This window comes from Desulforamulus reducens MI-1, from assembly GCF_000016165.1.
In the GTDB taxonomy this organism is placed as follows: Bacteria; Bacillota; Desulfotomaculia; order Desulfotomaculales; family Desulfotomaculaceae; genus Desulfotomaculum; species Desulfotomaculum reducens.
Genome location: NC_009253.1, coordinates 880005 through 891587 on the forward strand (window position 1 = coordinate 880005; position 11583 = coordinate 891587).

Consider the following 11583-nt stretch of genomic DNA (forward strand, 5'->3'; position numbering starts at 1 on the left):
AGACGAGGTGATACAATTGAAAAAATACGTATCAGTATTAATAATTGCAATAGCTTATTTGCTAAATAATATTAATATTGCTTCTGCAGATATTATAACTTCAACAGTGTCATTAAAACGCACTGGCGTTAGTGCTGGGGATACTGCTGTGAGTTCATACTCTAGGGGGATGGTAGCTTACATTGAACATGCTCAAGCAGCTTATTTTTTGTATATACTAAACCATAAACCATATGCAATAGATAATCACCCTTTACATTTTTCTGTTGCTGACAATAACTATATAAATGGGACAATGACATTAGAAGTAAGAAGAAACGATATAAACGGTCCACTTGAGTATGTTGAAACTAAAAGTTTTACCGGTGATAAATATTACGAGTACCTTTATTTTGATATACCAATATTAAACCCCTTTTTAGCATCAGGGGAACGTCTATATTATGTAATAAACAACCAAACCAATTGTAGATTAAGATATTATTTCTACCCCAGCAATGATTGGAAAGTATCGATTCAACTATATGATCAAATTAACGCTGATATTTTAAGAGAGGCATCAGCTGCAAAGAACAATGCTGACCTTGCCCGACAATATGCAAGTTGGGCAAATGGCAATGCAGAGACAGCAAAAAACAACATCCTATGGGGCACTGATATCGGTGGTAAATCCCTGGGGGCAACATTTGACCAGGCCGCATCAGCTAATAACTACGGCTACTGGTCGTCTGGATACCTTGATGGCTCTAAAAATGGCGGGAAATCTCTTGCATCAACATACGACCAAGCGAACTCTGCCAGTATTAATGCTTCTGGTGCTAAGACCTCGGCGGATTCCGCCAAAGCAAGTGCGGATTTAGCAAATACCCAAGCTACCACTGCAGCCAGTCGGGTATGGGACACTACCGAAAATAAATCCGCCGTCACAATTGCTAAGGAATCCCGAGATAAGGCTAATACAGCAGTAACTCAAACCTTCTACAACGGCAAATCAGCTGCAGAATGGGCCGCCATTGCTGCTACCAGTGGTGGGGACTATATTGCCCCAAATTTAGAGTGCTCTTGGCAGGGTGGGGCTACCATAACAAATGCATCCCGGCAAGCCACCCTGGTGGTTTCAGTTTCAGATAATGTCTCTGCCCCGGCTAATATCGCCCGGGCCTACTCCTTAGACGGAACAACCTATACTAATTTTACTGGCAACACGGTTACGATCACTTTTCCAACTAGTCCGAAGTACAGGACAGTATATGTAAGGGCCACTGATGAGACCGGTAAACAAACGGTAAAAACCCTAAATATATTCGTCCAATAACTAACCAGCACTGCCAAATGGCAGTGCTTTCTTTTTTAAAGGGAGGTGATGAAATTGAACAGAAAAAGAATAATTAATGTGCTTTTATTTTTAGTTAATATTATTCTTATACTAACAATCATTATTATTCAGTTCAAAGATATAAACTTACTAAAGGGAAAAACAAAATTTGCTTATTACACTGTTCAGTTATTTATCAAAAATTCACAGTAATAGTGTAAGTTTCAATAATCGCAGCAATTGTTAATAATGCTTCAGAAACTATAAATACTAAGGCAACTTCCTTTTTAGAATAAATATTATCCGTCGAATTTTGGTTACGTAGAATATTTGATGAAATTATAATTTTTGACAGTAAATATCCTTCTGGAATTGAATAGGATAACATTTCTGGAAGGCCATGAATCTTATTTATTTTAATCCAAGAGTTAAAAAAGCTAAATCCATTTTTATACAAAAATGCAATTATTGTTCCGCTTCTAATTAAGTTTATAATGTCAATAAAAACAAGACTAAGCAAAGGTATAAGTGCAAGTAAATTAAAAATCTGATTCTTTCTTTTTGTGGATTGGTTTAAATACCATAAGCCAAATAAACAAAGTAAAAAATAGCAAATTAATATTAATGTATTCCAAAACCAAATATTCAATCCTAGAGAAAACCCTGTCATATTGTTCTGCTGTTGATAAATTGATAAGTAGTTATGTATGTGTTGATCTATGAAGGTTGATTTATAAAAATAACCCCAAATAATTTCAAAAAGAGTTTGAAATAAAAAGAAGAAAAGAACACATGCTATTAATCTATTTTTATTCATATTTCATCCCCTTATCAGTAGTTATGTAGGGGCTTTCAGCCCATTATTTTTGACAATTATTATATCAAAACATTCTTTTCTTTGTATTCTATTAGATATTAAATCCAGTCTAATTGCTGACCAAAATAATCTTACAAAACGGTAATCATCACTGCCAAATGGCAGTGCTTTCTTTTTTAAAGAAGACTTTTAAAGCAACTGGAGGTGAATTTTATTAATACTGCTGTACTGAAGAAGATACCACTAAAAACCATATTCATTGTCCTGGTCGGTATAGGGGTAACTGCAGGTTCCGTAGGGCAGTTGCAAACCTGGGTGGACACCCATCAGGAAAAGGTGAAAGTCCCGGTGGTCAAGCAAAAGGTAACGCAATACTCCATGATAGGCCCGGGCATGATCGAAATGCAGGATAAGCTAAAACTGGCTGCGGATCCCTATGCAGTAAAAACACTTCAGGAAATTGAGGGAAAAGTGGCTGTAACTGACCTTATTCCAGGGGAACAGATTCGCCCTGACAAACTGGCCAATACGGATATACTTTTACAACCAGGGGAAGCATTTGTAACAGTCCGAATTGAAAAACCGGAACAGGCTTTAGCAGGACAAATAAGAGCAAACTCCATTGTAAATGTAATGTGGACCGCAGGACCCAACAGTCCTTCGTCCGTATTAGCTGAAAAGGCTCGGGTAATGTCCTTGATGGATGAAGGACTAAAGCCGGTACATACAGCCAGCGTATTTCAAGGTGTAGTTACCAATGCCACCGGACAGGCCCCTATCCCCAAGTACGTTATGCTCAAAGTTAAAGAAAGGGAGAGCTATGAATTTACCCGACCCCTGACCGGCGGTTTTATCTTACTGTCTGAAGTCTCTAAAGGAGTACAAACGCCCGTTCCGCCTGCCCAAAACGGAGAAGCTACTCCAACAACCCAACAAGGGAACCAACCGCCGGACAGCCAGAATAATACTCCTGGGGCAACCCCGAATATGAGCGATCAGCCCCAACCACAACCGTAAAGAGGTGAATATTAATTGTTGAAAGCGATAAAAGGTAAGTTTCAAAAAGTAAATTATGAGGTGCAGCAACACCAGACAGAACAACTCGATCCAAAGGTTAAAACGGAGCAAATTATATCCAAATTACACTCCATTAAGGATGGCTACATCGTAGAGCAGATAGGTGAAAAATCCTTTGAGCAAACAAAAGATATTGTGTTAAACCTGCTTTCAGAAACAACCATACTCACACAAAATGATATCGAACATATTAACGAACTGGAAAAGAAGTCAATGGTCGCCTGTGCCCATTCTGCCCTTCAACTGAAGAAAATTATCTTTGGTTTAATGCAAAGATTTGGCATAACCGTAAGAGATATGACTATTCAAGAGGTAGTTGATCAGATATTTAACGAAAAATGGGGCCTTGGTTCTGTACAGGAACTATATTCTGATCCGGAAGTTGACGAGGTTGAGATCATTGGTCCAGACAATGTTTTCAGTATAAGAAAGGGTAAATATTGTAAAGAAGCTATCAAACTAAAGCCTGAAGAACTTGATGCTATGGTCATAAAACTTCTGCGGGAATCTGCAGATCTTACCACAAGAAGGCCATTTATACGAACTGCCAGGAAAGATAAAACCAGGGTTTTTATTACCGGCGATCCATTGACCAAACAGATCACCATAACATTAAGAAAAAAGGATACCTTTCTTTATACCAAAGAAAGGCTTGAATCCAATGGCACCATGGATGCTAAAACATACGATCTAATGGCCCTGATTTTTAAATGGCTACTTAATGTACTCATTTCTGGGCCGGTGAACTCTGGTAAAACCACACAGCTTGTTCACTTCTTTCAATACCGGGAACCAGAACTCAGAACCGTTGTTTTGGAACCAAAACTAGAAATGATGCTTTTTGAGACATACCCAGGACGCAATATTATTCAATTGGAAGAACAGCCCCAGCTAGGTATTAACCTAAAAACCATGTTCAATGATGTAACACTTCAAATATCTCCTGTAAGTGTAATTATCGGTGAGATATTGGGTGGCAATGAAATCAGGGAAGCCGTTAAGGGCGGTGTTAGAGGTCAAAAGGGCAACTTATCCACTTTCCACTCAAAGAAGATTATCGATGCCCTGTACAATATGGCCTTGATCTACATTGAAGAGACTGACTCTAAATCAATCACCATGGACGTAGCCATGCGCCGGGTGGTACAGGCCTATGATGTTATCATCCAGTTAGATACCATGCCACGAACTGGTCAGAAGAAGATTGTTCATATTGCCGCCCCATACCTGGAGGATGGAGAAATAAAATTACACGATATCGTGACATGGCATCCAGAAAGCGAAGATGATTACTTTATCGGCAGTTGGCAGCACCATTCCCTACCTAAATGGATTGTTGAAGAAATGTTTCGGAATGGACTGTCTAAAGCAAAACTCCGGGAGGCTGGTTATTCATGGTAGAGAATTTAGCCAGTTACTTGTATGGACTTCCTTCCTTGGATATGGCAATACCCTATGTACTATTGGGGGTAGGATCTCTTGGAGTTGGTCTTACTGCAATGGTTCTAGCGAACCTAATACTAAAGCATGCTACGAAAAGCAGTAATGTACTTTTTAATAAGATTAAGCAATCGGCTCACCACATGCGTTCCAGACCTCCGCAGTCATTACAGGAAGCCTTGGGAATTAGTAAGCAAGGCAAGTGGAGAGAGTTTCGAGAGAAGGTAACGGATAAAACAAGTTGGTTATTGCCAAAGAAACTTTTTACAAATTCAGCGTATCTCTCTCTAACAACGATTCTTTCATTTTCTATTGCAAGATTTTGTCTAGTCACTTTAAAAAATACACCCGCCGCCTTGGTATCGGTTATCGCCATTATTCTTTTAATGTCCCAAGTTTTTAGTGCAGTTATATATCAAAAAAGATCAAAATACACCGAGCAAATACCATCCGCAATCAGGGTTATAAGCACTGTGCTGGAGGATACCAACGATTTTACCAGGGCACTGGAAAACGTAGTGGAACGATCGCCAGAACCAACCCGATCACTATTCAGGCGGGTGCTAGAGAGATTAAATCATGGAGAGCAAAGAAAAAAAGTCTTTGGCTTAATTCCCAAAGCTATGGGCACAGGTCATAGCATTATGTTGGCCAATGTCCTGGAGGAAGGATATCGACATGGAGTAGCCGCACTACCCATGTTCAACACCCTGGCCAGCCAGTTCGATACGATGCATAAATTGGAGTTAAATAATAAGGTTTTACTGATTCCCTCTAGGTTTTCATCCGTACTGCTGCATATCGGCGTGGTGGCTCTGGTGTTATTATCCACCCGTTTAGTTCCGGATGCTATGAAATATATAACTGATAACATTGGCAAATCTTTAGTTGTCCTCTGCTTTGTGTCGATGATTATTAATATTGTCACGGATAAACTTTGGAGTACAGTGGAGGGTTAGACATGGTGGAGTTAGGAAAGGTGCTATTTGTAACCGGTTCTTTAGGTATTGGGATTGCAGCAGCTGCAGTCTCTTCCGAGGTGGCAAATGTAGTAGAACGTATCTATGAAAATATCAATGGACAAGTACAATTAAGAAAACTTAGAAGGGTTGAACAGCAGCGTACGGACCCAATTAAATACTTGAAGGGTTTGAAAGAACAGGCTTTAAAGCAACGGGAGACAATACAGGTTTTCACAATAGCTATGACTTTAGGTTTATTTGGCCTTTGGATTGCCCCCATGTTTAAGTCACTTGGCTTTGCAGGGGGGACAAGCCTGGGCTTTTTATTATATTCCTGGTATATAAGGCAACACGAAAAGGGGGTGAGATTAAAGAAACTTACGGAGGCTGTATTGATTTATGACGCAATGAATGTATATATTCCAACCGGCAGAAACCTTACACAAACATTGGAAAGCATTTTACCTTCCCTGAAAGTATTACGACAGCCAATTGAAAAATTTTTAAACAGATACCCATCAGACCCAAAACAAGCCAAGTTATTGTTGGAACAAGACTTAAACTTTGATGAAGCAGGCTTATTGGTTAACGTGATGCTGCAGGTTGCATCCACCGGACGATTAGAAGTTACTAGTTCAGAGGCAGTAAGGCTAGAAGACATTCGTAAATCCATGCACCAAACCAGCCAAGCTATGCGGCCAACGTATATCCAGTTAGTTAATTTGCTTCCTCTCCTCTGTGGTGCTTCGCTGGTAATCTACATTGTGGGAAAACATGCCTTAGACACAATTAAAGCACTAAATTCGACAAATATGATGAATTAATTTTAAGGAGGTATTTTTAATGTTAAATGTAATTAAGGAATTTTGGAACGATGATAAAGGTGATGGTAATACTCTATCCCAAGTTGGTTGGGCAATTGCTGTATTAGGAGCCGTTGGACTTGTAACAAGCATCGGGTTAGTCGGATTGAAGAACAAAGGTTTTAATTTTGCCAAAGATTTTACTAGCTACAAAGTTGTCACTCCTGATTCAATCGACATCAACGCTGCTTCTCCCACTACAACGGCTGAAATAATCGACGGAACTACTGCACCAATCACTGTCACGATCAAGAACTAAGATTGGTTAACTATGTTAAAAGAATTAAAGCAATTTTGGCAGAATGATGCAGGAGAAGGGAATATACTATCAGCTTTAGGGTTGAGTATCTTTGCACTGGCAGCCGTATCAGTTGTAGGGGCTATTTTATGGACATCTGTTAAAAATTTAGCGATCTTTAAAGCCAAGGAAATTAAAAACATTGCACCATAAAGAGGGGGTATCGCACTCCCTCTTTCTTTTTTTAGGGGGGATTCGATGGTTTTTTTAGGATTTGATATGCTCGTTGGAGTCTTAGTAGTAGGGGGCTGTTTAAAGGATATATGGCACAGGGTTATACCAAAATGGTGTACAGTAGGTATTTTCTTATTAGCTGTCACTGTAAATATTTTAAAATTTGGTTGGTTGTCAGGAATCATAAATACCTTAACCGGAGCCCTTTTCTTAACCTCAATGTATCTCATGTTAGGAGTTATGTTTAAGCAAAGACTGGGCGGAGGTGACTGGAAACTCATCATTGCTCTGGGTGCCTATGTGGGATGGAATGATATGTCCGGGCTTTTACCCATACAACTGTTTTTTGCAGGCATCATGGAGTTATTGCATTTTGCTGTAAGGAGTAAAGCAATACTCCCGTGGAGTTTTGTTATGGCGTTCAAGGACCGGCTTATTGCCGAACTGTATGGCTATGCAGATCCGGTAGTCTATGCCTATGGTCCCTTTATTGGTCTGCCCTTTATCTTTTTCTTGCTATTAAAAAACTATCTTCTGTTTTTGATCTAGGGGGGATATTCATGTTTAGAAAGCATTTGAATAATAATGCAGGGTTTGGCCTGGGGGAAATACTGGTTTGTTTGGCCTTGGTTAGTTTTGTTGTGGCTGTGGGAGTACCCGTTGTGGCTGCCATCACAGGAGAAATGGATGGGTCTATGTCAAGGGTGATGGGGAGTTTTAAAAACATGCTAAATTCCGGGTATTAGGATTAAAGGGAGGAAAGATGCAAACGATACTGGGTTTTTTAATTGGCATCACCTTTACAATTGTTATACTTTTTCAACCCATCGAAACCTATAGCTTGCAAGTGAGGCATCAGTCGGCAGAAAAAATAGTCAACAAATATCTAACTCGGATAAAACTAGATGGTTATTTAACCACTGTAGATGAAAATAAGATGATAAACGAGTTTGCTAATATTGGCTGCCCTATTGAAAATAAGGATACCGATATTATAGTAAATGCTAGGGAATCAAGAGGGGATACCCGTATTCTTCGCAATACCGATCCTACTGCCGGAGAAGTATTTCTCACTGTAAAATGCAAGCTAGATCCCAAACCGGCAGTTCCTAACGCACCAGAAACCCTTATGGTGGGAGGTACAGACTATAGTGAAAGACCTGATCCCTAATGTTCTAAGAAAAAAAGATGGCTTCGCACAAATTTTACTGTTACTTGTGTTCTTACCTTTATCAATTTTCAGTTTCGTATATTCAACCACCATCACCCAGGCGGTAACAGTCCATGATTTGGATGTACAAAAGGGTCTTGAACGGGCGGCTAAATCAGCCGTCATGCAAGTCACTAAAGAATCACAGGCCGATGGCAGGCCAAGAATCAATACTACGAATGCCCAGGCGGTTTTTCAGCAACAGTTAGCCAAAAATCTTGGGTTGGATGAAACTACGTTAAACCCACTTTCAGGTAGCCAAGTGACGAGACCTGATTATGTCTTGTTTGTCTACAATGTTGATGCCGATTATGCTTCAGGTGGCGCTTATTTGGCAACAAAATATGTTTTCTCTGGGGGCAGTTTAACATCGCAAAGTTTATCTCCTACGGGTTATCCAACTACTTTTTCGGTATCAGACACTGACATTGTTATGGGGGATTCTGGAGCAATAAAGGTTACTCTGGATCGGCCCGGGGCAGTCGCTTTTGTTAAAACCAATATGACTAGAGTGACCGGTACTGGTCCAGAGACAATTACAAAGTGGGTATCAGCAAAGATAATCAGTCGAAATGGGATTTAACCTGATCGGCTGATTTTTTGTTTTTATATAAGGCTATTTTGAAAGGTGGGTTTGTATGTGGCAGGTTTGATTTATCTAGTGTTGGGAGTAACGTCGGTGCTTTTATGGAGAACTGATTCAAATATTTGTAATGTGTGTATGAACTATGGGATTGGGTTTCTGAACAGGCCCTGGTACCTCTGGGGTGCCCTGTATTATTCCTTTATAACTCTAATCGCCTTTCGGTGGAGAAAAAATTGGTTGGTCATAACCTCAATGGTCTGCGGGTTAGTCTTTCACTCTTTCTTGATTTATTACGGGTATAAAATGACCCATTCATTTTGCCAAGTTTGTTTAATCATGCTATTGGCCGAATTCTTGGCTACAGCCCTTTATTACTGGGGTAAATTACACATTAATCAATATACATGGGTGTCTGTACCTAGTATCGCTACTCTTGTCATGGCGATATTACTTTTTGCCCTAAACCCAATTGTACTGGCAAAAGAAAAAACTCCAACCGTGGCCGCAGCCCCTAAAAAAGAGAATTCAATTAAGCAGATGGAAACCATTCCGATGCCTAAACAGGATGAAAGAATGGTTGAGCAAGGCGGACGTAAGCCAGTGGTGAAAGGTATAGGTCCGAAGTTAAATGTTTATACACCCCAAGGGTCCGAGACTGAATTAGATTTATCCGAAAAACCTGCTCTGCTGTTTGCCTGGTGGTGTCCTCATTGTGATTATGTCTTGCAGGAAATAGCACAATATAGTCTTTCAGACAGGCCCTACCTTGTAGTAACTAATTTAAAGGGTGATGACCTAAAGGCTATTGATGAAAAACTAAAAGCTAATGGATTAGCTGGCGTGCCTTACTTTCTTTATTACGAGCAACCACCAGTTGAAAGTGTCCCGGCAAGTATTTGGTGGTCAGAGGGTAAACTAAACACTTCTCCCGGCTATAGCATAAAGCCTGACTCAAAGAAATTGTTGAGTAAAGCAAGAATACCTATCACGAAAGATAATGGTGGGAAGAATGCAATTCTGGCCGGGAAAGCAATAGACGGTGCAGTTATTCCCCCGGGGGGAATCTTTTCGTTTAATCAAATTGTTGGTGAGCGTTCCCCCGAAAGGGGATACAGGGTTTCTGGTGTGATTGAGAGTGACGGGAACGGTGGTTATAAGTACAGCCAGGGCACTGGTGGCGGGGTATGTCGGACCTCCACAGTGGTTCATTGGGCGGCTAAGAAAGCGAGTTTGGAAGTGGCCGAATACCATAAACATAGTCTTCCGGTGGCATATGGCAAAGTAGATGAAGATGCCGCAGTTGCTTGGCCATATGCCGATTACAAGTTCAGAAATAACACAGGAGATAAGTTAAGCGTTAAGGTTCAGCATACGGACAGTTGGCTGGAGGTTGAGATATGGAAAGGATAATGATATGTGGGGTGGTCTTGAATTGTTAGATTTAGAAATGACTAATAATGTTCCAGCGATCATGGTTTCACTTCACTTTGCAAGCATAGTTTATTTTGTTTTTAACAAGAATATTGAGACGGTTAAAGAAAATATCAGATATTCTTTAATGGCAGCTGTACCGTCTAGCATATTTGTACTAAGTTCTTTGGCATGGAAGTATCTCTATTTGATGTCTGATAAAATCAACAATCTAAAGCAATATTCAATAGTTATATTATTGTTGGTCCTTGCTGTTTTAGTAATGTACATAGCAATAGCGTTAATAGGGATCATTCTTTGCTATCTAATGAACAAAGTTAAGATTGATCTTAAAGGATTTATAGGGAGGTTTAAGAATTGAAAGTATTCGTAGATGGAGGCTTAGGTATGAATGTAGCGTTTATTTTAAGACGCATTTGTTCTCTTATACTCATTGGGATAGGCTATTATTTATTTTGGCCGGATATAGTCTTGGTATGGAATCAGAAAGGTTTAAAAATACTTAATGACTGGTTCTCAATGGGCTTGCTCATGTTTTTTTACATAATCCCTCTCCTGTTTATTGTGCAACTGATAAAGCTACTAATGGGTGGATATCTGTTTAGAGAAAATGAATTTAAAAACGGATCCCTTAAACAAACGCTACTTCTCTTATTACCTATACAGAACAGAAAAACCTTGTTACTCTATGCTGTTGAATCTGTTATTATTGCGCCAGCTGCTTTTGGAATAGTTCGATTTGTCTATTCTGATAGGTTTCATTTTCATCCAATAACATTTCTAATATCCTTAATAGTCGGTTTTCTGATAGCTTATTCTTGTAAAGATAAGGTTTACTAAAAGAATTTGAATCAAGAGAAATAGTACACATAAACTTATGGAGGTTGTTTATGAGGTTAATAAGTACTTTGATTTTTTGTTCTTTATTATTAGGGTTGTGTTCTCAAGTATATGGAAATGAAGTATCGAATAAGGCATGTACAGACAATGCTATGGAAATGGCACGTAAACATGCCGTAAATCCTGTCTTAATCGTTATCAATGGTAAGATACCAAACCCAAGCGATTTTGCAGAATTTGCACCATTAAAATTACCCTGTATGTCTCCTTCTGAAGCTGCTTGCTTGGCTTTGGAACCAGTAGGAGGAATAAAAAATGAAAAATAAAACCTTTATATTTATTACACTGTTTCTTATTTTGTTATCTATAACGGTAATGATGACGGGCTATTTAATAAAAAAGGATTCTATAAATAACAGTCCGTCGAATATTTACACAGAAAATCAGGTATCGAAAGCCCAAAGAATTGTAGAATACACCCGTCAAGACGGGCAAAAAGTAAATTTGCTTGTGGATTTTCAGAAAACTGATGGTGGTTGGAAAATGACCTCAATGCAGGTGAAATAAGCA

The 11583-nt window shown here is 39.3% G+C and carries 18 protein-coding genes; 17 read left to right on the forward strand and 1 reads right to left on the reverse strand.

Annotation, left to right across the window (positions count from 1 at the left end; all coding sequences use genetic code 11):
* Window positions 1-7 precede the first annotated feature (7 nt).
* Window positions 8-1315, forward strand: a complete 1308-nt coding sequence (locus DRED_RS18970; protein WP_420794767.1) for a hypothetical protein — start codon at window positions 8-10, stop codon at window positions 1313-1315.
* Between the two features lie 196 nt (window positions 1316-1511).
* On the opposite strand, the gene DRED_RS04425 is transcribed toward DRED_RS18970, so the two are convergent.
* On the reverse strand, window positions 1512-2132 hold the full coding sequence (locus DRED_RS04425; protein ID WP_011877196.1) for a stage II sporulation protein M: 621 nt from the start codon (window positions 2130-2132) through the stop codon (window positions 1512-1514).
* 204 nt (window positions 2133-2336) lie between these two features.
* Between DRED_RS04425 and DRED_RS04430 the strand changes: the two genes are divergently transcribed.
* The 16 genes from DRED_RS04430 (at window position 2337) to DRED_RS04500 (ending at window position 11580) form a co-directional block, all read left to right on the forward strand.
* A complete protein-coding gene (locus tag DRED_RS04430; protein ID WP_011877197.1) occupies window positions 2337-3149 on the forward strand; it encodes a CpaB family protein in 813 nt (270 codons plus the stop codon).
* A 15-nt stretch (window positions 3150-3164) separates the two neighbouring features.
* Entirely contained in the window at window positions 3165-4610 is a 1446-nt protein-coding gene (locus DRED_RS04435) for an ATPase, T2SS/T4P/T4SS family (protein WP_011877198.1), read from the forward strand.
* Window positions 4604-5608 (forward strand): type II secretion system F family protein, encoded by a 1005-nt coding sequence (locus DRED_RS04440; RefSeq protein WP_011877199.1) that lies wholly within the window; start codon window positions 4604-4606, stop codon window positions 5606-5608. The genes DRED_RS04435 and DRED_RS04440 overlap by 7 nt, the downstream gene beginning before the upstream one ends.
* A gap of 2 nt (window positions 5609-5610) precedes the next feature.
* Window positions 5611-6435: a hypothetical protein gene (locus tag DRED_RS04445; protein ID WP_011877200.1), complete on the forward strand. Its 825-nt coding sequence runs from the start codon at window positions 5611-5613 to the stop codon at window positions 6433-6435.
* 19 nt (window positions 6436-6454) lie between these two features.
* Window positions 6455-6733, forward strand: coding sequence for a hypothetical protein (locus DRED_RS04450; protein WP_011877201.1), 279 nt, complete (start codon window positions 6455-6457; stop codon window positions 6731-6733).
* A 12-nt stretch (window positions 6734-6745) separates the two neighbouring features.
* Complete coding sequence (locus DRED_RS04455; RefSeq protein WP_041274446.1) at window positions 6746-6925, forward strand: hypothetical protein; 180 nt, start codon at window positions 6746-6748, stop codon at window positions 6923-6925.
* A 45-nt stretch (window positions 6926-6970) separates the two neighbouring features.
* Window positions 6971-7495, forward strand: coding sequence for a prepilin peptidase (locus tag DRED_RS04460; protein ID WP_011877202.1), 525 nt, complete (start codon window positions 6971-6973; stop codon window positions 7493-7495).
* Between the two features lie 11 nt (window positions 7496-7506).
* Window positions 7507-7692 (forward strand): hypothetical protein, encoded by a 186-nt coding sequence (locus DRED_RS04465; protein ID WP_041274447.1) that lies wholly within the window; start codon window positions 7507-7509, stop codon window positions 7690-7692.
* 17 nt (window positions 7693-7709) lie between these two features.
* A complete protein-coding gene (locus DRED_RS04470; RefSeq protein ID WP_011877203.1) occupies window positions 7710-8117 on the forward strand; it encodes a hypothetical protein in 408 nt (135 codons plus the stop codon).
* A complete protein-coding gene (locus tag DRED_RS04475) occupies window positions 8098-8739 on the forward strand; it encodes a hypothetical protein (RefSeq protein ID WP_011877204.1) in 642 nt (213 codons plus the stop codon). Before DRED_RS04470 ends, DRED_RS04475 begins: the two co-directional genes overlap by 20 nt.
* A gap of 134 nt (window positions 8740-8873) precedes the next feature.
* Complete coding sequence (locus tag DRED_RS18975) at window positions 8874-9044, forward strand: hypothetical protein (protein WP_198006928.1); 171 nt, start codon at window positions 8874-8876, stop codon at window positions 9042-9044.
* Between the two features lie 34 nt (window positions 9045-9078).
* Window positions 9079-10152, forward strand: coding sequence for a VanW family protein (locus DRED_RS04480; RefSeq protein ID WP_198006929.1), 1074 nt, complete (start codon window positions 9079-9081; stop codon window positions 10150-10152).
* Between the two features lie 22 nt (window positions 10153-10174).
* On the forward strand, window positions 10175-10534 hold the full coding sequence (locus DRED_RS04485; protein ID WP_156779588.1) for a hypothetical protein: 360 nt from the start codon (window positions 10175-10177) through the stop codon (window positions 10532-10534).
* The gene (locus DRED_RS04490; RefSeq protein WP_011877206.1) at window positions 10531-11013 is read left to right on the forward strand and encodes a hypothetical protein; all 483 of its coding nucleotides are present in this window, start codon (window positions 10531-10533) and stop codon (window positions 11011-11013) included. Before DRED_RS04485 ends, DRED_RS04490 begins: the two co-directional genes overlap by 4 nt.
* A gap of 50 nt (window positions 11014-11063) precedes the next feature.
* Entirely contained in the window at window positions 11064-11339 is a 276-nt protein-coding gene (locus DRED_RS04495) for a hypothetical protein (protein WP_041274450.1), read from the forward strand.
* On the forward strand, window positions 11329-11580 hold the full coding sequence (locus DRED_RS04500; protein ID WP_011877207.1) for a hypothetical protein: 252 nt from the start codon (window positions 11329-11331) through the stop codon (window positions 11578-11580). Before DRED_RS04495 ends, DRED_RS04500 begins: the two co-directional genes overlap by 11 nt.
* The last annotated feature ends 3 nt before the right edge of the window (window positions 11581-11583 follow it).

Excerpts from the sequence above, each read along its gene's own strand:
- DRED_RS04425 (WP_011877196.1), bottom strand. The coding sequence starts at position 2,132 with ATGAATAAAAATAGATTAATAGCATGTGTTCTTTTCTTCTTTTTATTT.
- DRED_RS04440 (WP_011877199.1), top strand. The coding sequence starts at position 4,604 with ATGGTAGAGAATTTAGCCAGTTACTTGTATGGACTTCCTTCCTTGGAT.
- DRED_RS04445 (WP_011877200.1), top strand. The coding sequence starts at position 5,611 with ATGGTGGAGTTAGGAAAGGTGCTATTTGTAACCGGTTCTTTAGGTATT.
- DRED_RS04450 (WP_011877201.1), top strand. The coding sequence starts at position 6,455 with ATGTTAAATGTAATTAAGGAATTTTGGAACGATGATAAAGGTGATGGT.
- DRED_RS04455 (WP_041274446.1), top strand. The coding sequence starts at position 6,746 with ATGTTAAAAGAATTAAAGCAATTTTGGCAGAATGATGCAGGAGAAGGG.
- DRED_RS04460 (WP_011877202.1), top strand. The coding sequence starts at position 6,971 with ATGGTTTTTTTAGGATTTGATATGCTCGTTGGAGTCTTAGTAGTAGGG.
- DRED_RS04465 (WP_041274447.1), top strand. The coding sequence starts at position 7,507 with ATGTTTAGAAAGCATTTGAATAATAATGCAGGGTTTGGCCTGGGGGAA.
- DRED_RS04470 (WP_011877203.1), top strand. The coding sequence starts at position 7,710 with ATGCAAACGATACTGGGTTTTTTAATTGGCATCACCTTTACAATTGTT.
- DRED_RS04480 (WP_198006929.1), top strand. The coding sequence starts at position 9,079 with ATGCTATTGGCCGAATTCTTGGCTACAGCCCTTTATTACTGGGGTAAA.
- DRED_RS04495 (WP_041274450.1), top strand. The coding sequence starts at position 11,064 with ATGAGGTTAATAAGTACTTTGATTTTTTGTTCTTTATTATTAGGGTTG.
- DRED_RS04500 (WP_011877207.1), top strand. The coding sequence starts at position 11,329 with ATGAAAAATAAAACCTTTATATTTATTACACTGTTTCTTATTTTGTTA.